Below are 23271 nucleotides of genomic sequence, written 5' to 3' on the forward strand. Positions count from 1 at the left end.
ACTTTTCACGCACCGGATGTCCTGACCAACTCCTCCAACGCGCGATGCGCGATGATGAGCTTGCCGAGGCTCCATGGACCGTCCGACGCTTCGATCTCGGCGAGGGCATTGCGGGTTTCCTCGACCAAGGTCCGATGCTCCGCCAGCCACCGACCGAGTGTGCTGGAAAGATCGGCATCGCCGGCGCGCGTCCGAAGGAGCGTGCGGGCGAGCGTCTCCTCGCCGCGGACAAGCTCGCCTGCGATGCGGTCGATCGCCACTCTTTCGAACCGGTCGGCCGGCTCCAACTCCGCCGCGGCCGATTGCAGCCTTCCCGATCCAATCGCGGCGCGAAGATCGTTGAAGAAAGCTGCGGTCTCCGGCGCCTCGCGCCCGCACTCCGAGGCGAGGTCGATCACCGTGATGGCGTCATTCAGCCGGCTCAGGCCCTCAACGGTCTGAGGTAAATCGTTGGCAACGTCGCGCAGCCTGTCCGCGGCCGCGCGATAGGCCTCGACCAGGCCGCCGACGGCAGGAGCATGTTCCGCGCTGCGACGCGCCAGCATCTCGGTCTGGCGGCGAAGGGCGGCGGCAAGCGACCGAAAAAGGGCCATCTGCGTCTCGCTCGAAGCCGAGCTGCCGAGCGCGTGCACGGCCGCCCAATCCCCACTGATGCGGAAGATCGCTCGCGCGGCGACGAAGGCCGTGGCGAGCGTGCCCGCGTCGCAGCCGAGGCCCGCCATCAGGCGCCAGGCGAAGGTGGGTCCGGTGACGTTGACGATGTCGTTGGCGAGCACGGTCGCCACGATCTCGCGCCGCAGCCGGTGCTCCTTCATCGCCTCCTCGAAGCGATGCAGCGGCTTGGGGAAATAGTCGCGCAGCGTCGCTTCGAACCAGGGATCGTCCGGCGCCGGCGACGCCACGATCGCGTCGAACAGGGCGAGCTTGGAATAGGCCATCAGCACGGCGAGTTCGGGCCGCGTCAACGCCTCTCCATTGGCCTTCCGCTCGGCCAACGCTTCGGCTCTCGGCAGCCCCTCGACCGCACGATCGAGCCGACCCTGCTTCTCGAATTCGGCGATGAACTCGGCATGGGTGTCGAGGTTCGCGACGGCGTCCGCCTCGATCAGGCTGAGCGCCAGCGTCTGGTCCCGGTTATGCGCCAGCACCAGATCCGCCACTTCGTCCGTCATCGAGGCGAGCAGCGCGTCGCGGCTCTCGCGATCCAGCTCGCCCTTCGCCTCCAGCGCGGCGGTCAGGATCTTGATGTTGACCTCGAGGTCCGAGCTGTCGACGCCGCCCGAATTATCGATCGCGTCGGTGTTGATGCGGCCGCCTGTGCGGGCATATTCGATCCGCGCCGCCTGGGTGAAACCGAGGTTCGCGCCCTCGCCGACGATCGCGACGCGCAGGTCCGCGCCGTTGACCCGGACGGCGTCGTTGGCCTTGTCGGATGCGTCGGCGTTGGTTTCGCCCGAGCCTTTCACATAGGTGCCGATGCCGCCCATGTAGAGCAGCTCCGCCGGCGCCTTCAGGATCGCCCGCATCAGCTCGATCGGCGTTGCGCTCTCCATGTCCGTGCCGAGCGCGGCGCGCATCTCCGGCGAGAGCGGGATCGACTTCATCGAGCGCGGGAAGACGCCGCCCCCCGCCGAGATCTTCGCCTTGTCATAGTCCTGCCAGGACGAACGCGGCAGCTCGAACAGCCGCTTGCGCTCGGCCCAGGAGACGGCCGGGTCCGGATCGGGATCGATGAAGATGTCGCGATGGTCGAAGGCGGCGACCAGCCGCGTCTGCTTCGACAGCAGCATGCCGTTGCCGAACACGTCGCCCGACATGTCGCCGACGCCGACGGCGGTGAACGGTTCCGCCTGAATGTCCTTGCCGCGCTCGCGGAAGTGCCGCTTAACCGCTTCCCAGGCGCCCCGGGCGGTGATGCCCATCGCCTTGTGATCGTAGCCGGCCGAGCCGCCCGAGGCGAAAGCGTCGCCGAGCCAGAATCCGTAAGAGGCGGAGACCTCGTTGGCGATGTCTGAGAAGGTGGCCGTGCCCTTGTCGGCGGCGACCACCAGATAGGGGTCGCTGCCTTCATGCGCGATCACGTTCGGCGGCGGCACGACCGCGCCGTCGGCGTCGATATTGTCGGTGACGTCGAGCATCCCGGACAGGAAGGTGCGATAGGCGTCGACGCCTGCCGCTCGCATCTGCTCTGGTCCGTCGGCCCGCGAGGCGTGCTTGGCGACGAAGCCGCCCTTGGAGCCAACCGGCACGATCACGGCGTTCTTGACCTGCTGCGCCTTGACGAGGCCAAGCACTTCGCTGCGGAAATCGTCGCGCCGGTCGGACCATCTGAGGCCGCCGCGCGCGACGGGGCCGAAGCGCAGGTGGGAGCCCTCGACATTGGGCGCGGAGACGAAGATCTCCCGATAGGGCTTCGGCGCCGACAGGTCGGCCAGCTCCTCGCTGGCGATCTTGAGGGCGATGTGCGGCTTCGGCGCGCCATCGGCGGCTTGCTGATAGAAGTTCGTCCGCTTCACCGCGAGGATGAGGGCGAGAATCCGCCGCAGCGCGCGATCGGTGTCGAGGCTCGGGACCTCGTCCAGCAAAGCCTCGATCTCGGCGCGAAGGCGCTCGCCGGCTTCGTTCCGCTCGTCGGCCGACAGATCGACCGCCGGGTCGAAGCGCGTCCTGAAGAGCTCGAGCAGCAAGGCGGCGATGCGCGGATGATCGACCAGCGCGGCTTCCTGCACCGCCTGGCTCGGGTCGAGCCCCGTCTGCTGCCGGAAGCGCGCCAGCGCGCGAACGAGCGCCGCCTCCCGCCAGCTCGTGCCCAGCTCCAGCACCAGCCGGCTGAACCCGTCGCTCTCGGTCTGCCCCGTCCAGGCGGCGATGAACGCCTCCTCGAACGGCCGGGCGATGTCACCGAAGACGAGGTCGGCACCGCGCGGATCGTCGACCAGAAACTCGTGGATCCAATAGTCCGTCGGCCCGTCGGCGGGCCTGACGGCATAGCCATCCTCGTCGAGCGCCTTGAGGCACATGTCCTGCAGGATCGGAATCACGTCGGCGAGCGGCACGGCCGTCTCGCGGTGATAGAGCTTGAAACGGAAAACGGTCGGTGCGTCGTCCTCGCGGCGATAGGCGCGGACGGCGATCGGCTGATCTTCCACCATCGCCTCGATCACGGCGATGTCGGCCAATGCCTCCTGGGCGTCATATTGCTCGCGATAGCCCGCTCCGAAGGCCCGCACCCACCGCGCCAGCAGCCGGTCGGGCTCGCCGAGGGTGCCGTTGCTGGCGTCGATCGCGGCTTCGAAATGGTCGCGCCAGGTCAGGCTGGCGGCGGCGATTGCCGCCTCCAGCTCGTCGAGCGCGGGCTCGCCATGATCGCCCGGCGTCAGCCCGATGATGAAATGGATGCGCGCCAGCGGACCGTCGGCGAAGGAGGGGTAGGCGGCGGAGACGCGTCCCCGCCAGGCAGCCGCGAGCATCTCGCCCGCGCGCTCGGAGAAGGTCGAGTCATAGCGCTCGCGCGGCACGAACAGCAGCGCCGAGACGAAGCGGTCGAACGGGTCGGTCCGCGCCAGCAGCCGCACGCGCGGCCGATCGCGCAGCCGCGCCACGGCGAGGACGCTCGATGCCAGTTCGCTCTCCTCGACCTGGAACAGCTCGTCGCGCGGATAATTTTCGAGGATGTTCCTCAGCCGCTTCGGATTCGGCCCGCCGGGGGCGGCCGTCAGCTGCTCGATGACCCGTCGCGTCTTGAGGCGAATGAGCGGCACGTCTCCGCTGGCCTTGTCATAGGCTTCGGCGGTGAACAGGCCGAGGAAGCGCACTTCGCCCGACGGCGTCCCGTCGGTGTCGTGCAGCGTCACGCCGACATAGTCGCAATGGACCCGGCGATGGATGCGGGAGCGGAAGTTCGACTTGGCGACGACCAGGCTCTCCGGCTTCTCGGCCTGGCGGCGGAGCTGCGGGGTGAGCACGGACGGCTCGTTCGCCCGCCGCAGGATGGTACGGGCGGGATCGCGCAGGATGCCGAGCCCGTCTTCCGGGGCGTAGAGCGGTTCGTCGGGGGCGAGCGTTCCCTGCGGCGTGCGCGGATAACGGTAGGTGCGCGTGCCCAGCAGCACGAAGTGATCGGCGCCGAGCCATTCGAGGAAGGCGATCTCTTCCGCCCGCTGGTCATGATCGGCGGCTTCGCTGGCTTGGAGGCGGGCGATCGTGTCGGCAAGCAGGGACCGCATCGGCGCGAAATCTTCCACCGCGGCGCGTACGTCGGCGAGCGTTTCGGTTAGGCCTTCGACGAGGCGTGTACGTCGCGTCTCCGTCGTCGCCGGCAGCACGATCTGGACGATCCGGAGCTGTTCGCCGGGATCGGCGGCTTCTGCGTCCGGGGTCCAGGCACCGGGCACGACCGCTGAGAAGATCGCCGAGGCCACGTGGCCTTGTTCCGACAGCTCGGCGACGACGCTGTCCATCTGGAACGGCCGTTCGGTGTCGGCGATCTCAACCAGGGTCCCCGACAGCGGATCCGCGGGATTGGCCCGCACCCTGACGCGGGGAAGCGGGACCGCCGCCTCGCTCGTCCAGCGCCACAACTCGGCGAAATTATCGGCAAGCTCGTCCGACGAAAGTCCCGCAAGATCGTTCGGGGCGGCGCCGGCGCCAATCTGTTCGAGGAAAAGCTGCTCGGCGGCGCCGAGCGACCGCCCGAGGCTGTACTCGAAGCGGGTCCTGACGGCGTCCGGGATGTGGGAGGGGAAGGGGGCGAGAGCGGGCGATACGGAATTCATGCTGCTTGATCCTGGGCTTGCGGGGGCGAGGCGGCTTCGCGCCTCCTGATCCTCCGCTTGAGCGTGTGCGCTCGGGTAAACGTGCGAACGGTTCGGGCGATGCGCCCGCGTGCCTTACGGCGCGACCGGACGCGTCACGTTCAGGATCTGGAGAACGCGCGGGCGGCCGCTCGGGCAAGGCCAGTCGATCGATTGGCCCTTGCGCAGGCCGATCAGCCCGGCGCCGATCGGCGTCAGGATCGACACGCGATCGTTTTCGATGTCGGCCTCGGCGGGAAGGACCAGGCGCACCCGGCGGGTGGCGCCCGTCGCCGTTTCGACGAACTCCACCTCGGAGCCGATCGTCACCACGTCGTCGGGGAGCTCGTCCCTGGCATAGATCTCGGCCCGGTCGATTTCATCGAGCAGCATCTTGGAGAGCTCGGGTGACCGGCGCTCGATGCTGAGGGCGAGGCCGGCGATAAGGTCGTAGTCCGCGTCGATCAAATGGATCGGCGGCCGTTCCGACGACGCGGATGCGGCTGTCTGTTGCATGATATGTCACCATCGAGGCGTTGTCTGGGGTAGGCCTCGATCGGGAGATGCCCATAGCATCCGTCGAGACCCTGTTCTGGATTATGTAGAAACCCCGAGCCCGACGGCCTTGACGGCTGAGCCCGGGGCTAGGCGCCTGCGACCAGCTGGCCCGAATGGGTGCGATGTCGCTGAAAGGCAGGCTGTAGGTGCATGTATGAGAGGTGGGCCTCCGCTCGAGGATAGTCAAGCATGAGCAGAGTGCGCGCGCCGATCCTGCGCCAGGCGGTTGCGACAGTTCCTTGGTCGGCGCTTAAAGAATTGATTTGGAAAGACTATTCACAGTCGCCAAAGACGATGCTTGAATTAAAACCGTCCGAGCCCAGATACAGGATAATGAAGATCAGGTTCCTCTTGCGACTCCTGGAGTTCGAGCGCGTCCAAATTAGCGTCTAGCCGGACGCGGCATCCTGGCCGCGTCCGGAGATCCTTCACTTAACTTCTGCGCCCGCCGGTCGGTGGGACGCGAATTCGAAAAGAATCATTCAGCGCTCACTCCGTCCGGGGGCGAGTAGTTGACTGTGCATGATGAAAGGAAGAAACGATGGATACGATCAGCAGGGCTCGGCATTGGCTGGATTTCGTGGGCAACGAGCGCGCCCTCCTCGGCCGCCATCTCAACGGCGCGGTGGTCGCAGCCGACCAGGACGTGAGCGATGAGTCCACGCTCCTGCCCCTCCTCGGGATCGGTTTGCTCACCTTGTTCATGCTTGCGGTGGTGATCAGCCCCGTCTGAACTACGGCGCGGCCCACGCGCGGCTTGACCAAGTTCGCGCGGGCCGCCACGCATTCATCCTGATGGAATGCTTCGACCCTGAACCTTGTCCGTCGTCATAACGTTCCTACTCCCTGGCGGGAATGAGGCACGTCGCTTTGCCCAAGGCAGTACGAGTTGATGCGCGGACAGGATCATGAGTGATATTCCGGAACCGGCGGCCGAGCGTTCGGGCTCGGCCCTGTCGCCCTTCCGGCACAGCATCTTCCGATCGGTGTGGATCGCCACGCTCGCCTCCAGCTTCGGCGGCATGATCCAGGGTGTCGGCGCCGCGTGGATGATGGTGGCGTTGGCCGCGTCGGCGCAGATGGTGACCTTGGTGCAGGCCTCGATCACCCTGCCGATCGTGTTGCTCTCGCTCGTCGCGGGCGCGCTCGCGGACGCCTTCGACCGGCGCAAGCTGATGATCGCCGCGCAGGTCTTCATGCTGGTCGTCTCGGCCATGCTGGCGATCGCGGCCTATATCGACTGGGTCACCCCCTGGCTGCTGCTCACCTTCACCTTTCTCATCGGTTGCGGCGCCGCGCTCAACGCGCCGGCCTGGCAGGCCTCGGTGGGCGCGATGGTGCCGCGCGAGGACGTCCCCTCGGCGGTGACGCTCAACAGCATGGGCTTCAATCTCGCGCGCAGCGTCGGGCCGGCCCTAGGCGGCCTGATCGTCGCCGTCGCCGGGGCCGCCGCGGCCTTCACGATCAACGCCCTCAGCTACATCGGGCTGATCGGCGTCCTCGCCCGGTGGCGACCGGAGCGCGAGGAACGCCTGCTCCCGCGCGAGCGGTTGGGCAGCGCGATCATGGCCGGTATCCGCTACGTCTCGATGAGCCCGAGCATCAATTCGACGCTCGTCCGCGGCTTCGTGACGGGCACCGGCGCCAGCGCCGCCTCGGCCCTGTCGCCGCTGATTGCCCGAGACCTGATCGGCGGCGGCCCGGTGACCTATGGCCTGCTCCTCGGTGCCTTCGGCGTCGGCGCGGTCGCCGCCGCTCTTTGGTCGCACCGGTTGCGCATCGCCTATTCGAACGAGTTGATCGTACGCTTCGCCCTCGCGGCGTCGGCCTTGGGAATGGCCATTTGCGCGCTCAGTAGCTCGCTGACGCTGACCATGGCGGCGATGCTGCTGTGCGGCGTGGGGTGGGTGCTGGTCGTGTCGATCCTCAACGCCACCGTCCAGATGTCCGCCCCGCGCTGGGTCGTCGCGCGGGCGCTGTCGCTCTATCAGATGGCGACCTTCAGCGGCATGGCCGGCGGCGCCTGGCTGTGGGGCTATGTCACGGAAGGGTCGGGCTTGGCGACGGCTCTGCTGATCGCGGCGGCGGTGCAGCTGGGCTGCATCGCCCTCGGTCGCTGGTTCCGTCTGCCGGAAACCGAGGCCATGAACCTCGACCTGCTGGGCTTCCCGGAACCGGAAACCGTGGTTCCGGTCCAGGGGCGAACGGGCCCGGTGATCGTCACCATCGAATATCGCATCGCCGAGGAGGATGTGTTCGCCTTCCTCGCCGCCATGGCTGAGCGGAGGCAGATCCGGCGCCGGAACGGCGCGCGGCGTTGGTCCCTGCTCCGCGACCTCTCCGATCCCGAGATCTGGCTCGAGCGCTATCACAGTCCGACCTGGACCGAATATGTCCGGCACAACCGGCGCTTCACCCATGACGATGCCGCCATCGGCGAACGCATCAGGGCGCTGCATCAGGGGCCGGGCACGCCGGCGGTTCGGCGCCTGATCGAACGCACGACCGGCTTCCCGCCGGATGCCATCGGGCCACATCCTGAGGAATGGGCGGCGCCAATGACCGACCAGGGGCGCCTCTCCTGAACGCCTAGCGCCGATCGGGATGGCCTTGCCGACCTGAACTGGCCGACGGTGCCCACCCGCAATTTTCAAGCGCGCGCCCGCGGGCGCGCGAGTTACCGCTGATCGGCGGCGATGGTCCTCAAGCCGACCTTCACGCGATCCTGGAACTCCTCTTCCGCCTTCGCCGAATAGACGGCGTAGATGGAATAGGAGAATTGAGGCGCGTTCCTGACAAGGTTCAGCTGCCCGGTCCGCAAATGGGGCTCGGCCGCTGCCTTGCGAAAATAGCCGCTGCCGCCCGCCGCAAGGATATACTCCATGGCCAGGGGTCCGAAATTCACCGCCACCGCCGGATTGGCAAGATCCGGGAAAGCAGCGTGATGGCTGGCCGCGAAGCCGGGCCCCCAATCCACATGGACATATCCTTGGCGCCAGTCCCCGTCACCGGGTCCGGTCGTGACGGCGATCAGCTTCTCGTCGAGCAGGAGCTCGCTGACCACGCCCGGGCGGCGCGGCGGCGCATAGACGACCGCGATGTCGAGAACCCCTTCCTGGATTTGATCCATCAGGCGATCGCCGACATCGATATGGGCGCGCACGGCGATGTCCGGGCATTCCTCGTGCATCCATTCCAGCAGCTTCTTGAGGAGGGGGTTCCACAGGCTGTGCTCGCCGCCGATCGTGACAACGGTCTCGCGCCCGGCGGGAAGCGCCACCTGCTGCCGCGCTCGCTCCCAGACCTGGACGAGAGTGACCGCAAACCGCTGGAACTGCTCCCCCGCCGGCGTCAACCGGACGCCCGCTTTGTTGCGGATGAAGACGGGGCGGTTGAGCTGCTCCTCCAAGACCCGGATCCGGGCGCTGACCGCCGTCTGGGTGAGGTTCAAATTCGCGGCGGCGGCGACGAAGCTGCCGGTTTTCAATACCTCAAGGAAGGTGCGGGCCGCGCCTATGTCCATGATCAAACTTTTTGCCGATAATGGACAATAGTATTCATTTGTCTTTGGTTCGGCAATATCTCAGATTTTTTCGCGTGGCAAAAGCTGCGGGATGACCAGCCATGAAGATCGTCACAGGGTCGGATTACGCGTTCGGGCGGCGGTGGAACGCAGTGGATGCGGTCCTGTTCTGGTTCAAGAGCGTGGCTCAATGGCTCTGCCGACCCCTGCTTGGGTGGGCCGCCTATATCTTTCGCCACGGGGTCCCGCCGCCGGCGATGGTGTTTCCCGACTCGCCCAGTAACCGCGCCCAGTTTCCCACTCTCAGCAGCCTCGGGTTCGTCTTTCCATCAGCATCCGCGTTGGACCTATGGGGCGATGGCGGACGCGTCGACGACCCGTTCGCCGGCGCCCTCCGTGCCGATTCCGCAGGACGCAGTGCGAAGAACCGGCCCTTGAGTCCGGTTTCGCCTCCTATCGATCGCTAAGGCAACAGGTTCATGCTCATTTCGTCGCTATCCTTTACATGCCGCGCTCCGGCGCCCCGAAGCTATGGCCGCAAATGCAGCCTCCTTGTCGCGGGTCTGGCGGTGCTCGGCCTCGCGGGCTGCGATTATCAGGGTCAGCGCATAACTGCGGTAGACGAGGACCCGCAGGCGGCCGTTCTGGCGGAACGCGCACCCGTCACACTGCCGCCGGCCATTGCGTCTTCTGTCACCTATCGGTGTGCGGATAGTCGGCTGATCTATGTCGACTACTTCACCGACGACAGGGCCATGGTGAGGGTGAATGGAGAGGGCGCCCCGGTTATCCTTGCGGGGCAGGGGGATCGGCGATCCTATTCCGGAAGCGGCTATGCGCTGGATCGCCAGGCGAGCGACATACGCTTCACCTCGCCGGACATCGGCACCGGACTTTGCAAGTCGGGCGTCCCCGCCTGAGGACAATCGGTCAGCCGATCTCCTTTGAGTCCAGCCTGCGCGAATAGCCGGCTCAGCGGCTGCCCTTCAGCTTCGCCTTCTTGATGAGGTCGCCATATTGATGGGCGATGAGGTGGCTCTGGATCTGGGTCACCGTGTCCATCGTGACGTTCACGACGATGATGAGGCTGGTGCCGCCCAGATAGAAGGGAATGCCGGCCCGGGCGATCAGATATTCGGGGATGAGGCAGGTCAACGTCAGATAGGCGGCGCCCGTCACGGTGATGCGGGTCAGCACGTAATCCAGATATTCCTCGGTGCGCTTGCCGGGGCGGATGCCGGGAATGAAGCCGCCATAGCGCTTCAAATTATCGGCCGTCTCTTCCGGATTGAACACCACGGCGGTGTAGAAGAAGCAGAAGAAGGCGATGCCGGCGCCGTAGAGGAACATGTACAGCGGCGCGCCGTGCTGGAGCGCGGTCGTGACCGTGATCAGCATGTCGCCCCAGAAGCTCTCGCCCTGGACGCGGTTGCCGGCGAACTGCGCGACCGTCAGTGGCATCAGCAGCAGAGATGAGGCGAAGATCGGCGGGATGACGTTCGCCGTGTTGACCTTGAGCGGCAAATGCGAGCGCTCGGCCTTCATGCCCGAGTGCATCGTCTGGCGCTTGGGATATTGGATCAGGACCCGACGCTGGCCGAGTTCCATGAAGCAAATGAACAGGACGAGGATAGCGGCGAAGGCGAGCACGCCGAGGACGAGCAGGGGCGAAAGGCTGCCCGTGCGGCTGCCTTCCAGCGCCTGGGCCACGCCGGTCGGGATCTGCGCGACGATGCCCGCGGTGATGATGAGGCTGACGCCGTTGCCGACGCCGCGGCTGGTGACCTGTTCGCCGAGCCACATCAGGAACATGGTGCCGCCGACCAGGTTCACGACGGCGGTCAGGCGGAACATCCAGCCGGGATCGATCACAGCCGAGCCGCCTTGTCCCGCGCCCCAGCTTTCGAGGCCGACAGCGACGAAATAGCCCTGGATGATGCAGAGGAAAACGGTGCCGTAGCGGGTATATTGATTGATCTTCTTGCGGCCGCTCTCCCCCTCCTTTTTCAGCGCCGCGAGGTTGGGGGACATCGAGGTCGCCATCTGCATGACGATCGAGGCGGTGATGTAAGGCATGACGCCGAGCGCGATGAGGCTCATCCGTTCGAGCCCGCCGCCCGAGAACATGTTGAAAAGATCGAGCACCCCGCCCTGAGTCGTCTGGAAGAGTTGATCGAGCGCGCGCGGGTCGATGCCGGGCAGCGGCACGAAGGTGAGCAGCCGGAAGATGACCAGCGCGCCCAGGGTGAACCAAAGGCGCTTCTTGAGATCGGTGGCCTTGGCGAAGTTCGCCAGGTTGATATTGCCGATCAGTTGTTCGGCATGTGATGCCATTGCTACGCGCCTCGACCGGGAAAGCCTGCTGGGTTCCACCTGTGTCTGTCAGGGCATTGAGCCGGCAAGACAAACTAATATTATCGCGGCTAACCCCAAAAAATTTGATAGGTGGCAGCACGGCCGCCGCTGCCGGTCTCAGGGAACCTTTGCACGGCGCCTTCATCAAATGGGGGGAGCAGCCAGGAGACGATCGTGGGTGAGACCGCCGCCGCAACGGGACCCGATTTTTCGGAGGGTGTGAGGCTGGCAGAATTGCCATTGCACGGCACCCTCGCGGGGCGGGTGAAGGATGAGCCCGTGCTCCTCACCCGCGTGAATGACGAGCTGTTCGCCGTCGGCGGCGCCTGCACCCATTATGGCGCGCATCTCGCCGCCGGGCTGGTGACGGGGGAGACGGTCCGCTGCCCCTGGCACCATGCCTGCTTCAGCCTTCGCACCGGCGCGGCGCTGCGTTCCCCGGCCTTCGATCCGCTGCCTCGATGGAGGGTGGAGCGCGAGGGGGCTCTCGTCTTCGTGAGGGAAAAGGAGACCGCGCCGGCCCCGGCCGGAACCATGGCGCTGCCCGCCGACATCAGCTCCATGGTCATAGTCGGCGGCGGTGCGGCCGGCTTCGCCTCCGCCGATGCGCTTCGCCGCCTCGGCTATGGCGGCCGTCTGACCATGATCAGCAGCGATCGGGACCCGCCCTGCGACCGCCCCAACCTGTCGAAGGACTATTTGGCGGGCACGGCGCAGGAAGAATGGGTGCCGCTGCGCGATGACGGCTATTATCGGGATCGCGCCATCGACCTTCGTCTCGATACCGAGATCGTGGCCATCGATGCGCAGGAGCGGACGGCGGTGGCGCGGTCGGGCGAAGCATTCCCGTTCGACCGGCTGCTGATCGCCACCGGGTCGGAGCCGATCTCGCTCCGTGCGCCCGGTTTCGATCGCCCCAATGTCCACACGCTGCGGTCGTTGGCGGATGCCCGCCACATCATCGAACGAGCCGAGGCCGGTGCGCGGGCGGCGATCATCGGCTCGAGCTTCATCGGCCTCGAAGCCGCGGCCGCCCTGCGAACGCGGGGCGTGGAGGTCGCCGTGATTTCACACGCCGAGATTCCGTTCGAGCGGATATTCGGGTCCGAGGTAGGTCGCTTCCTCCAGCGGTTGCATGAGCGGAATGGCGTCCGCTTCCACCTGGGCCGGACGGCCAGCGAGTTCGACGGCCACGTCCTGACGCTCGACAAGGGCGAGAAGGTCGAAGCGGACTTCGTCCTGGTCGGCGTCGGCGTGGGTCCACGAACGGCGCTGGCGGCTTCCCTCGACCTCACGGCCGAGGACGGCATCCCGGTCGACGAATATCTGGAAACCAGCGTCTCCGGCATCTTCGCCGCCGGCGATGTCGCCAATTATCCGGACCCCCGCTCGGGCCGACGCGGCCGCATCGAACATTGGGTGACCGCCCTCGAACAGGGGCGGATCGCCGCCGCCAACATGCTCGGCCTGCGCAAGCCCTTCTCCCATGTCCCCTTCTTCTGGAGCGAGCAGTACGGCACCGCGCTTCGCTATGTCGGCCGCGCGCCGCGCTGGGACGAGGTGCGGATAGACGGCGACATGGACGCGGGCGCCTTCACCGCGCGCTATTTCGAGAATGGAGAACTGCGTGCGTCCGCCTCCGTCGGAAGGGACCGCGAGAATCTGGAGGACGAACTCTTCCTTGAATGCGGCCCCGAATCCGCCGAGAACAAATCCTGCCGTGGAAACCAATGACCGCCTGATGGACGCCGACGAGCTGCTGGCAGCCCTCAACGAGCTGCTCGAAGCCGAGCGGGCCGGGGTGAGAGTGGCGCTTGCCGGCCGCAAGACCGCCTCGACCGAGACGATGGACGCCTTCATGACCAGGCTTCGCGACGATGAGGCGCGCTGGTGTGCCATGCTGGCCGGCCAGATCGAGCGGCTCGGCGGCTCCGCGTCCAGCCAGTGCGGCGCCTTCTACGACAAGGTCATGGCGCTGGACGGGACGGTCCAACGATTGAGCCTGCTGAACCGAGGCCAGGGTTGGGTCGTCCGCCGGCTGGAGGCGCTGATTCCGCGCGTGGAGGACGAGGTCCTCCGGGCGGACCTGCGCGAGATGGCGGACAGCCATGTCGAGAACATCGCCGCGACGGATCAGGTCATTCTCGACATGCGAAGCGGAGCGGCCTGACACAAGCCGGAGTTGCTCTACAACAACCGACTAACCTGGTGCAGGCCGCCGATCAGGACACCATAGACCCCTTGGGCCAGCAGCATCGTCGCCGGCGTTCCGCCCCCATAGTGGAGGCCGAGAAAGCCGGGCGGCTCCAGCACCGGCCGGGCGACCGGCGCATCGAAATCCGAAGTCATGCGCGGATGGATCAGGGGAAACAGGGGAAGCGCCGCGACCAGCAGCAGCAGGCCGTGGAGGAGCCCGACCAAGCCGCCCGCCCACCAGTTGAGCAGGTCCAGACTCGCCAGGATCAGGAAGTAGACGAAGGCGAAGATCCAGCCGCCAATGAAATAGACCGCAAACCCGACGACGGTCGCGACCCTCCTGTCTCCGCTGAAGATCGCGCCGACCATGAAGGGGATGCTGAGGCGGGAGAGGCCCAGCCCCTGCGCACCCTGCATCAGGCCGGTCATCGCCGCGGTGGCGATGGCGCCCCAGATGATCATCTCGAGGACCGGGGGCAGGTCGGCCAGGCTCATCGCGAACTCCCTTTCTCCCGCTCTATCGCAAGCGCGGCATTGATGAGCCCGACATGGGTGAAGGCTTGCGGAAAATTGCCCAGGGCCGCGCCGGTTTCCGGATCGATCTCTTCGGCGAAGAGGCCGATGTCGTTCGCCCGCTCGAGGAGCCGCTCGAACCGGCGCTCGGCGCGTTCGACCTCGCCGCGGCGGGCCAGGTTCTCGACCGCCCAGAAGCTGCAGATGCCGAAGGCCCCTTCCGGGCCCGCGAGCCCGTCGCTGGCCGGCTCGTAGCGATACATCAGCCCGTCCACGCTGAGCCGCTCGTCGATCCGCTCGAATGTCGAACGCTGCCTTGGATCGGCGGGATCGCCATAGCCGAGGCACGGCATGAGCAGGAGCGATGCATCGAGGCGGTCGCCCTCGAACTGGCCGACATAGCTTGACAGGTTTTCATTGAAGCCGCGCGTGTCGATCGCCTCGGCGATGGCGGCGCGTTCCTCTTCGAAGCGACCGGCCGGGATGTCCATCTCCTGCATCCCGCTGAGCGCCAGCAGTCGATCGAGAGCTACCCAGCACATCAGCTTGGAAAAGCTGTGATGGCGTTTCCGGTCCCGCATTTCCCAGATTCCATTATCGGGCTGGCGCCAGATTTCGCAGACTGTCCGGCCGAAGCCGGCGAGCAGCTTGAGCTGGTCCCGCTGCAGAGTTCCGCCTGTCTCGACGAGATCGGCTGCGGCCGCGATGACGCCGCCGTAAACGTCAAGCTGGGTCTGATCGTAGGCGCCGTTGCCGATCCGCACCGGCCTCGAATCCGCATAGCCGTCGAGATGGGTCAGTTCCGCCTCCGGCAGCCGCACGCGGCCATAGACGTCGTAGACGACGCGCAGCCGCGGCCGGGTAAGCGCCGTCGCGTGCAGCAACCAGCGCAGGAAGGCATCGGCCTCGCGCCTCAAGCCCAGGCCGGTGAAGGCCCGCATCGTCAGCGCCGCATCGCGGAGCCAGCAATAGCGATAATCCCAGTTGCGCGTGCCGCCGATCCACTCCGGCAGCGATGTGGTCGGCGCGGCGACGACGGCACCCGACAAGGCAAAGGTCATGAGCTTTAGGGTGACGGCGCTTCTCAGCACCGCGTCGCGCCAGGGGCCGGTGCAGGAGCAGCCGTCCGCCCAGCCCTGCCACCAGGCGGCGGTGCGTTCGACCCGGTCGATGGCGTCGCGGCCGAGCGGAAGCCGCACCGCGATCTCGCCTTTTTCATGGGAGAGCGAGAAGGAAAGCCGCTCGCCCGCGTTAACCTCGATGCGGCCGGTGACATCGCTTCCGGTCCCGTGAAGCTCCTGGTCGGACCGGAGCAGGAGCAACTCGTTGCGCCATGTGCAAGCCCAATCATGGCCCCGCCGCCGCAGCTTGAAACGTCCGCGTGCATAGTCCGGCCGCGGCTGCCAGCGGAGGTCGAGAACCACCGATCCCTGGAGCCCTTCGACCAGGCGGACGATCTCCCGGCGCGGCTCGAAGTTGTGTGCGGAGCCGCCGATGATCATCGCATCGGTAAGTTTCACCGAACCGGTGGCGGTTTCGAATGTCGTCTCCAGGACCGGGGTCTGGCCGACATAGCGGCGGCTGCAGGTGAACTCGCCTTCGGGCGCGATGCTGAAGCGGCCGCCGACTTGCGGATCGAGTATGGCGGCGAAGACGCTGGGGCTGGCAAAGTTCGGCAAGCACAGCCAGTCGATCGATCCGCCTTTCGAGACCAGCGCTGCGGAGCGGCAATCCCCTATTAGGGCATAGTCGGAGATCGGGCTCGTCCTGAGCCCCTTTACCTCAGCCTCCCGCGGTTGCGCGCCTGCCGCCACGGCTCTGCCTATAGGGCGCCGGGCCCTTCATCGGGAATTCCGACGCGGTGGCGATAGACGAGGTCGCCGCCGCGCCAGCCGGTGAAAAGCAGGATCAAGACCACCAGTGCGGAGATCGGGAGGCCAATCGACAGGATCGCACTCTCGGGATCGCCGAGGCGGATCCACAGGTTGAAAATGGAGAGGAGCACCGCGACGAGGTTGCCGATCATGTGCTGCCAGGCATGGGAGAGGGCCCTGACCCGGCGGTCTCCGAAGAAGTCGGCAAAGCCCGCGAGCGCGGCCGCCAGCGCCATGATGATTCCGGCGCCGAGAAGGTAAAGCGAGGCCGTGGCCCAGAAGGCGTCGCCGGTTTGCGAGAACAGGATATCGCTCAGCAAAGTCCCGACCAGGAAGGCGATCGGGAAGGGGATAAGCATCGGATGAATTGGATGGGTGGCGATATGCGCCGTGCTCTTCGGATTCCCTGGAGTCATTGCACGTCCTTTTCAGCGTGGAACGCGGATTAGACGCCGGCGGGGGCTCCGGGGTTCCCGACTCTGTGGTGAGCCGGCGCGGGGACTCTCAATGCACCTTCGGCAGCGTTTCGAACTGGTGGTAGGGCGGCGGCGAGGACAGCGTCCACTCCAGCGTCGTCGCACCTTCGCCCCACGGATTGGCCGGAGCCTTCTTGCCGGCGACCAGAGACCAGATGACGTTGACGAAGAAGAACAGCATGCCGACGGCCATGATCATGTAGCCGTAGGTCGCGACCTCGTTCCATCCGCCATAGGCGTCCGGATAGTCGGGATAGCGCCGCGGCATGCCGTCCAGGCCCAGGAAGTGCATCGGGAAGAACAGCACGTTGACGCCGATGAAGAAGGTCCAGAAGTGAAGCTGGCCGAGCAGTTCGTTATATTGGCGTCCCCACATCTTGCCGAACCAATAGTACCAGGCGGCGAAGAGAGCGAACACGGCGCCGAGTGAGAGCACATAGTGGAAATGGGCGACGACATAGTAGGTGTCGTGCATATAGTTGTCGACGCCGCCGTTCGCGACGACCACGCCGGTGACCCCGCCGATCGTGAACATGAAGATGAAGCCGAGCGCCCAGAGCAAGGGTGTCCGGAACACGAGGGATCCGCCCCACATCGTCGCCAGCCATGAGAAGACCTTGATGCCGGTCGGCACGGCGATCACCATCGACGCTGCGCTGAAATAGAGCTTGGTGTTCACCGTCATGCCGACCGTGAACATGTGGTGGGCCCAGACGATGAAGCCGATCGTGCCGATCGCGACGAGCGCATAGACCATGCCGAGATAGCCGAACACCGGCTTGCGGCTGAAGGTGGCGACGACCTGGCTGATGATGCCGAAGCCCGGCAAGATCATAATGTACACTTCGGGGTGGCCGAAGAACCAGAAGAGATGCTGGTAGAGCACCGGATCGCCTCCGCCCGAGGCGTCGAAGAAGGTCGTGCCGAAGTTGCGGTCGGTCAGCAGCATGGTGATAGCGCCCGCCAGCACGGGTAGGGAAAGCAGCAGCAGGAACGCCGTCACCAGCACCGACCAGGCGAACAGTGGCATTCTGTGCAGGGTCATGCCCGGCGCGCGCATGTTGAAGATCGTGGTGATGAAGTTGATCGCGCCGAGGATCGAGCTGGCACCCGCTAGGTGCACGGAGAAGATGACCATGTCCACGGCGGGGCCTTGATGGCCGCTGGTGGAAAGTGGCGCATAAAGGGTCCAGCCGGTGCCGGCCCCGTCGCCCATGCCGCCCGGAACGAAGATCGATCCCAACAGCAGCAGGAACGCCGGCGGCAGCAGCCAGAAGCTGACATTGTTCATCCGCGGGAAGGCCATGTCCGGGGCGCCGATCATCAGCGGCACGAACCAGTTGCCGAAGCCGCCGATCATCGCCGGCATGATCGTGAAGAAGATCATGACAAGGCCGTGCGCCGTCACCAGGACGTTCCAGAAGTGCAGCGCCTCGTCGAACGAGGCCGCCCCGGACCAGGCCTCCAGATACTGGACGCCCGGCTCCATCAGCTCGAATCGCATCAGCCCGGAGATCGTCCCGCCGATGATCCCTGCCACGATCGAAAAGATCAGGTAGAGGGTACCGATATCCTTGTGGTTGGTGGACATGAACCAGCGGGCGAAGAAGCCGGGCCTGTGGCCGGTGGAACCCGCTTCAGTTTTTTGACCGGCGTCGAAAAAGAGAGCGTCGGCGGTCGTATGAGCCATTCCCGCACCTGTTCGTGGACGAATGCGGCCCAGTCTCGCAGACCGCCATGCGCGTTAGACATGGTTCAAATATATCGCGATCCGAGATATAGCAAGACCTGTTGCCCGGGCCTTTGCGACGGAGGGCTCAGTCGAGCTGCGACAGCAGTGAGATGAGGAGGGGGCGAATCCGGCGAAGCTCGTCGCGATGTGTGGTCGAGAGCGAAGCCATGATGTCGCGCGCCTTGGGGGTGAGCCGCAGGCTGACGCTGCGGCGGTCGTCCTCGTTTCGCACGCGCTCGACCAGTTCGAGCGCCTCCAATCGATCCGCCAGGCCCGACACGCTGTGGGGCTGGAGCAACAACGTCTCGGCCAGCTGCCCGATCGTCAGCGCGCCATCTTTCGCGGCCCTGAGGGCGACCAACACCTGGTGCTGCTGGGGCGTGAGACCCGCCGCCTTGACGACTCGTTCGGTGAAATGGGCGAAGCCTCTGAGTTCCGCCCGAACCGCAGCCATGATCCGATAGTCATTGTCGTCGAGCATCGAAGAGGTCCGCCACGCTCCAGGGAAACTTCCTCTTCAACAAAAGCACCGCTCGATCAACCGCGGCCGGGCCTCAAAGCCCGATTCTGCCACGCCCCGCTCCCAAACCTTTTTCAATACCAGGGGCCGAGTTTGTGATAGGGTTCCGGGTCCGCGCGCGGCGTCCCAGCCTCGTCCGACTTTGGCGGTTGGGGGCGATCCTTGCCGGGGGCGGCGGGCTGCGTGTTGATGAGCCAGGCGAACAAGATTCCCAAGCCGGCGAGAAAGGCGAGCACATATATCCAGACGAGGGGGATCATATATTCGTCCCTTGAAAACAGGCGATTGGTTCAGGATCATGTATCGTAATGCGATATATAATTCAAGCTTGCGCCATGCGGCGGATTGGGGCCGCACTTCCTAGCTTTCCAAGGCGAGGAGACGTTCGTGGAGCGGGCGCGGGACCGACACGCCTTCCGCAATTGTTCTGGCGCGCGCTGCATAACGGCGCTCGGACGGCAACCGCGCGCCCTGCTCGGCAAACCCACTGAACAGAGCCTCGGCCCAGGCGGTGCCTTGATCGACGCGGCCTCCGGCCATCACGGCGGGATCGAACGCCATCACCAACTCGCCGTGGCAGGGGGCGAGCTTCAGATCCTCGTCGAACTCCATCGACGCGAGGCTGGTCCGATCGCCGATGAGCGGCCCGGCCATGAGCTCGATCATCGTCGAAAGCGCCGAGCCCTTGTGACCGCCGAAGGTCAGCATCGCACCGTCCAGCGCTGCGGAGGCATCCGTCGTGGGCGTCCCATCCGGGCCGAGACCGATGCCTTCCACTATGGGAGTGCCCTCCGACTTGCGCCGGGCGAGCTCGCTGCGCGCCATGGCGCTGGTAGCGAAGTCGAACACATAGGGATGTCGCCCCGAGCGCGGCCAGCCGAAGGCGATGGGATTGGTGCCGAGCAACCCCCTAGTGCCGCCTGCGGGCGCGACCCAGGCGTGGCTGGGGGTCATGGCGAGGGCCGCCAAGCCGAGGTCGGTCAGTGCCTCGACTTCCGGCCACAAGGCCGAAAAATGGAAGCAGTCGTTGATGGCCATGGCCGCTATCCCGCACCGGCGCGCTTTCTCCACCAGGGAAGGGGTGCCGCGGTCGAAAGCCAAGCGCGAATAGCCATAGCCCGCATCCACCCGGACCAGCGAGGGGGTCACGTCCTCGACCTTGGGCTCGGCATCGAGGGACAGCTTGCCCGAGCGGATAGTCATCACGCAGCCGGGCAGGCGGTGCAGCCCGTGCGAGGCGCAGGCGTCCCGCTCGCTCACCATGATGGTATGCGCCACCGCTTCGGCATGCGCTCGGGACAGACCGGCCCCGCTCAGCACCCGATAAGCCAGCGCGAATATCTCATCGAGCGACATGACCACGATGTCGCTAGTCTCGGAAACCACCACCATCTCCCATGATCGTATACGATTTTGCAGCCCCTACCATGGCAAGGTCAGGGGTCAAGCCGACAATCCATGGGAAGTGTTTCTGCATTAGGCACCAGTATTCGGCTGCTCTATTCTTTTTCGAAAAATGGTGGGCTGAAGTGCGCCAGACGGTATTTTGGCGAGCTTGACACCTAAAAATGGCGAGCCATATTGATTGCATCATGCGTGAAATTCTTCAGATCTTCCGCCCGGAACTGCACCCGGGAAGCAGTACCGCACGCCTATAGGCCCTGGGCCGGCTCATCCCTGCGGTGGGCGCTTCGACCCGGGGCTGGCGGCAGGACCGGTTTTCGTCCTGCCTGGCGGGGACAAAAAAATCCCCAATCGGAACAGCCATAGCGTCATCGGTGTCCAACGCCGCCGGGCGTTCCGCATCGTCTGAACGGGGGCTTTCGGATTTGGAGTTGTAGAATGGTTGATGATCGTTTCATCGTGGAGGCGGATCGCCAGGTAGTCGGTGTCGCGGTCAAGGTTCGCGGCGGTTTCCGGTTTTTCGCCTCCGATCCCGATTTCAATGAGCTGGAATCGAAGACCTTCCCGCGCGCCCGCGCGATGGCGAAGCGCGTCGCCGAGCTGGCTCGGGCCCGCCGCGGCTCCAAGCGGCGGACGGGGTCCGAAACGGTAAGCACGCTTCAGTAGCGATCGGCGGAAAGACAAAGAGATGCAGCCCGCACTCCAGCTTTCGTTCGCCGATAGTCTCGGCGGCCTGTGGGCCGCGCTCCACAAGGACGTGGAGCTGACTATTTGCGAAGACGAAGTTCATTATCTCAGGACCGTCGCCGTCACCCTCGATGACGACGTCACCTCGTGCCTGCTCCTGAGGAAGCTTCGAATGGCGCACATCGTTTGCAACGCTGAGCTTTCCCGCAAGACCGTGTCGATGAACAGCTATCTCGAGTTCGTCCACAACGGCGGGCCGCCGCAATTCTGCCAGCTGATCCATCCGTCGCCTCACGCGCCCGCCTACGGGCTGCCGATCACCTCCCTTTTGGGGGCGGGGCTCATCGGGCTGCGCAGCGGCCAGACCATCTTGTGGCCGGATGAACGCGGCACGCTGTGCGATTTGACGATCGTCCAGGTCGAGAAATGTCCCGGCCTGACGGACTGGCTCGGCCCGAGGTCACCATCATGAACGACACGCCCGCTCGACCGCTCTTTCTCTGGGTGACGCGATCCGCGCCCTTCAATCACGAGACCGCGGAACATCTTCAGGCGGCGGGGCATAACCCGTTGAAGCTTCCCGTGCTGCACACGAGGCCGCTCGAGCACGACAGGGTCTCGGCTGACGTGGACGCGCTCGTCTTCACCAGCCCGAACGGCGTTCGCCATCATCGGTTCTGCGAGTCATTGGCGGGAACTCCGGTATTCGCGGTCGGCGATCGGACGGCAAAGCTCGCTCGCGATGCCGGCTACGCGAATGTCACTTCGGCCGGCGGCGATGTCGTCGATCTCTACGACCTCATTCGCACGCGCCTGGTGCCTCCGGCCCGAATCGTCCACCTCTCCGCGGCTGCGCCCGCAGGGGACTTGGTTGGGCAGCTTCGCCAGGTCGGGTTCGACGCCGAGAGGCGGTCCGTCTACGAAAGCGTCGACACGGAATTTGACCAGCTCAGGCCTGCTTTGGCGGCGCTGCCCTGGGTTGACGGCGTCATCATCCACTCTCCACGCGCGGGCAAGCGTGTCGCGTCCTTCCTGGCCGATCTCAGCGGTCGCTGGAACGGTGCGGCCTATTGCATTTCGGAGGCGGCGGCCGCGCCTCTAAAGGGCCTTGGCGGGGTGCGCACCGAGGTCGCTCGGCGGCCCAACGATCGTGCATTGCGGGATCTCGTCGTGGCGACGATGAACGAGGATCAGGACAAAGACCCTTCGGACAAGACGTCCACGCCAGGACAGGGCGTCGTGGTCCCGTTTCGCCGGCCCAACCTGCCTCCCGCTCCCCATCCCGACGATCCGACACCCCCGAGCGCGGCATGAACACGCATCCATCGGCGCCGCGCCCCAATGGGTGCCTGACCCAGGCCATCATCCTGCTGCTGTTTCTGGCGATGTTCTTCCTGGCCTCGGCGCTGCTCCCCGCCGGCGAGGCCCTGCCCTGACGCCTGTCAGTCGCCTGCGCCCACCTGTGCGCCGAAACGAGCCGGCAAGGTGAAGCCGAGGCCGAGCGGGTCGTCGGCATGAATTTCGAAAACCGCCGTCCCACTACAGGCGGACCGGCCGGATACGCGCGCGCGGACGGCGCCCGACACCGGAGCGTCCAATAGCTCGATCACGCTTCCGCTGAAGGGAATTCCGGTGGGGCCAAAGAAGCGGCGTTCGACGCCGGGCGCAATGAGTCCGCGCGCATGATCCCGCGCCAGCCGCGCGGTGACGCCGCTGCCGGTGGGGCTGCGGTCGATCTGGCCGTCCGCGAAGACGCAGAGATTATAGGTCGGCTCAGGCGGCGGCGCGTCGTCGGTCAGAATCGTGCCGTAGAGGAAGCCCAGATCCTCCGCCTCGGGATGGACAATGTCGAGCGCTTTTCGGGCCGCGTCGGTAAGCGCGGCCGCGGCCGCGACCAGTCGGTCGAGCGGCGTCTCGAAGAAGTCGAGTCCGAGGCGGGACGCCGGCAGCACTGCGTAGAAGGCGCCGCCATAAGCGAGATCGAACGTGACCGATCCAAGGCCGGGGACATCGAGCTGAACGTCGGTCTGGCTGAGGAAGGCAGGCACGCTGTCGAAGGCCGTGGCGGTGACTCGGCCATCTTCGACCCGGCATCGGACGTCGACCACGCCGCAGGGGAGTTCCAGCGCGAATCGGGTCTCTGGCTCCACGGCCGGCAGGCGGCCGCTCTCCACCAGCCATTGGCCGAGCGCGATCGTCGCATGGCCGCACATGGTGCTGTAGCCCTCGCCGTGGGTGAACAGGGCGGCAAAGTCGGCGCGCGGATCGCTCGGCTGGACCGGGATCACGCCATACATGCCGGCATGCCCCCGCGGCTCCAGCATCAGGGCTCGGCGAAGGTCGTCGTGGAGTCGCCGCGCCTCCTGGCGCTTGTCGAGGATCGTGGCGCCGGAAAGCTCCGGATAGCCGCCGGTGACGATGCGCACCGGCTCCCCGGCGGTGTGCATGTCGGTAACGAAAAGCCGCCTCACATCTGAGTTCATCAATCCGCTCCTTTGCCATTTCGACCTGTGGTGCGCCCGCTATTGACAGGGGTCAAGTGACGTATATCGTATTTCGTATACATTAAACGACCGCAAGATTCGGCGGGACGTGCGGGTGAAACCCCGGCGCGAACCACGGATGAAAAAGCGCGGCAAA

Annotated in this window: 22 protein-coding genes; 10 read left to right on the forward strand and 12 right to left on the reverse strand. The window is 65.7% G+C overall.

Annotated elements, in window-relative coordinates; translation table 11 throughout:
* Positions 1-5: 5 nt before the first annotated feature.
* Positions 6-4775 carry an NAD-glutamate dehydrogenase gene (locus tag DF286_RS09335; protein WP_109271185.1) on the reverse strand — a complete coding sequence of 1590 codons (4770 nt, stop codon included), beginning with the start codon at positions 4773-4775 and terminating at the stop codon, positions 6-8.
* Positions 4776-4889: 114 nt separating this feature from the next.
* A complete protein-coding gene (rnk, locus tag DF286_RS09340; RefSeq protein WP_109271186.1) occupies positions 4890-5309 on the reverse strand; it encodes a nucleoside diphosphate kinase regulator in 420 nt (139 codons plus the stop codon).
* A gap of 583 nt (positions 5310-5892) precedes the next feature.
* Here rnk and DF286_RS09350 point away from each other — a divergent pair.
* Positions 5893-6084 carry a hypothetical protein gene (locus DF286_RS09350; RefSeq protein ID WP_109271188.1) on the forward strand — a complete coding sequence of 64 codons (192 nt, stop codon included), beginning with the start codon at positions 5893-5895 and terminating at the stop codon, positions 6082-6084.
* A 175-nt stretch (positions 6085-6259) separates the two neighbouring features.
* The gene (locus tag DF286_RS09355; RefSeq protein WP_109271189.1) at positions 6260-7936 is read left to right on the forward strand and encodes an MFS transporter; all 1677 of its coding nucleotides are present in this window, start codon (positions 6260-6262) and stop codon (positions 7934-7936) included.
* A 92-nt stretch (positions 7937-8028) separates the two neighbouring features.
* Here the strand turns inward: DF286_RS09355 and DF286_RS09360 are convergent, their stop codons facing one another.
* Positions 8029-8874, reverse strand: a complete 846-nt coding sequence (locus DF286_RS09360) for a LysR family transcriptional regulator (protein WP_109271190.1) — start codon at positions 8872-8874, stop codon at positions 8029-8031.
* A 101-nt stretch (positions 8875-8975) separates the two neighbouring features.
* On the opposite strand from DF286_RS09360, the gene DF286_RS09365 reads away from it, so the two are divergent.
* Positions 8976-9341: a hypothetical protein gene (locus DF286_RS09365; protein WP_109271191.1), complete on the forward strand. Its 366-nt coding sequence runs from the start codon at positions 8976-8978 to the stop codon at positions 9339-9341.
* A 12-nt stretch (positions 9342-9353) separates the two neighbouring features.
* Positions 9354-9794, forward strand: coding sequence for a hypothetical protein (locus tag DF286_RS09370; RefSeq protein WP_109271192.1), 441 nt, complete (start codon positions 9354-9356; stop codon positions 9792-9794).
* Positions 9795-9846: 52 nt separating this feature from the next.
* Here the strand turns inward: DF286_RS09370 and secY are convergent, their stop codons facing one another.
* The gene (gene secY, locus DF286_RS09375; protein ID WP_109271193.1) at positions 9847-11208 is read right to left on the reverse strand and encodes a preprotein translocase subunit SecY; all 1362 of its coding nucleotides are present in this window, start codon (positions 11206-11208) and stop codon (positions 9847-9849) included.
* A 195-nt stretch (positions 11209-11403) separates the two neighbouring features.
* Here secY and DF286_RS09380 point away from each other — a divergent pair, with 195 nt between their 5' ends.
* Positions 11404-12963, forward strand: coding sequence for an FAD-dependent oxidoreductase (locus DF286_RS09380; RefSeq protein ID WP_109271194.1), 1560 nt, complete (start codon positions 11404-11406; stop codon positions 12961-12963).
* Complete coding sequence (locus DF286_RS09385) at positions 12950-13399, forward strand: DUF6306 domain-containing protein (protein WP_243444786.1); 450 nt, start codon at positions 12950-12952, stop codon at positions 13397-13399. Before DF286_RS09380 ends, DF286_RS09385 begins: the two co-directional genes overlap by 14 nt.
* 17 nt (positions 13400-13416) lie before the next feature.
* Here the strand turns inward: DF286_RS09385 and DF286_RS09390 are convergent, their stop codons facing one another.
* The 7 genes from DF286_RS09390 to DF286_RS09420 form a co-directional block, all read right to left on the reverse strand.
* Entirely contained in the window at positions 13417-13920 is a 504-nt protein-coding gene (locus tag DF286_RS09390) for a hypothetical protein (RefSeq protein ID WP_109271196.1), read from the reverse strand.
* Positions 13917-15752, reverse strand: a complete 1836-nt coding sequence (locus tag DF286_RS09395) for a glycoside hydrolase family 15 protein (RefSeq protein WP_109271197.1) — start codon at positions 15750-15752, stop codon at positions 13917-13919. The genes DF286_RS09390 and DF286_RS09395 overlap by 4 nt, the downstream gene beginning before the upstream one ends.
* A gap of 8 nt (positions 15753-15760) precedes the next feature.
* Complete coding sequence (locus DF286_RS09400; RefSeq protein WP_109271198.1) at positions 15761-16228, reverse strand: DUF2231 domain-containing protein; 468 nt, start codon at positions 16226-16228, stop codon at positions 15761-15763.
* An 88-nt stretch (positions 16229-16316) separates the two neighbouring features.
* Positions 16317-17978 carry a cytochrome c oxidase subunit I gene (gene ctaD, locus DF286_RS09405; protein WP_109271199.1) on the reverse strand — a complete coding sequence of 554 codons (1662 nt, stop codon included), beginning with the start codon at positions 17976-17978 and terminating at the stop codon, positions 16317-16319.
* Between the two features lie 127 nt (positions 17979-18105).
* On the reverse strand, positions 18106-18501 hold the full coding sequence (locus tag DF286_RS09410; protein ID WP_109271200.1) for a MarR family winged helix-turn-helix transcriptional regulator: 396 nt from the start codon (positions 18499-18501) through the stop codon (positions 18106-18108).
* A 113-nt stretch (positions 18502-18614) separates the two neighbouring features.
* On the reverse strand, positions 18615-18800 hold the full coding sequence (locus tag DF286_RS09415; protein ID WP_109271201.1) for a hypothetical protein: 186 nt from the start codon (positions 18798-18800) through the stop codon (positions 18615-18617).
* A gap of 100 nt (positions 18801-18900) precedes the next feature.
* On the reverse strand, positions 18901-19932 hold the full coding sequence (locus tag DF286_RS09420) for an Ldh family oxidoreductase (protein WP_207790019.1): 1032 nt from the start codon (positions 19930-19932) through the stop codon (positions 18901-18903).
* Positions 19933-20382: 450 nt separating this feature from the next.
* On the opposite strand from DF286_RS09420, the gene DF286_RS09425 reads away from it, so the two are divergent.
* The 4 genes from DF286_RS09425 to DF286_RS15490 are packed head-to-tail and all read left to right on the forward strand — an operon-like array spanning position 20383 to position 22067.
* Complete coding sequence (locus tag DF286_RS09425; RefSeq protein WP_109271202.1) at positions 20383-20610, forward strand: hypothetical protein; 228 nt, start codon at positions 20383-20385, stop codon at positions 20608-20610.
* Positions 20611-20632: 22 nt separating this feature from the next.
* Positions 20633-21103, forward strand: a complete 471-nt coding sequence (locus DF286_RS09430) for a GreA/GreB family elongation factor (protein WP_109271203.1) — start codon at positions 20633-20635, stop codon at positions 21101-21103.
* The gene (locus DF286_RS09435) at positions 21100-21945 is read left to right on the forward strand and encodes a uroporphyrinogen-III synthase (protein ID WP_109271204.1); all 846 of its coding nucleotides are present in this window, start codon (positions 21100-21102) and stop codon (positions 21943-21945) included. Before DF286_RS09430 ends, DF286_RS09435 begins: the two co-directional genes overlap by 4 nt.
* Positions 21942-22067 (forward strand): hypothetical protein, encoded by a 126-nt coding sequence (locus tag DF286_RS15490; protein WP_279379348.1) that lies wholly within the window; start codon positions 21942-21944, stop codon positions 22065-22067. Before DF286_RS09435 ends, DF286_RS15490 begins: the two co-directional genes overlap by 4 nt.
* A gap of 6 nt (positions 22068-22073) precedes the next feature.
* Here DF286_RS15490 and DF286_RS09440 read toward each other — a convergent pair whose 3' ends face one another.
* Positions 22074-23114 (reverse strand): proline racemase family protein, encoded by a 1041-nt coding sequence (locus DF286_RS09440; protein ID WP_109271205.1) that lies wholly within the window; start codon positions 23112-23114, stop codon positions 22074-22076.
* Positions 23115-23271: the final 157 nt, after the last annotated feature.

The organism is Sphingosinicella humi (assembly GCF_003129465.1).
Taxonomy (GTDB): domain Bacteria; phylum Pseudomonadota; class Alphaproteobacteria; order Sphingomonadales; family Sphingomonadaceae; genus Allosphingosinicella; species Allosphingosinicella humi.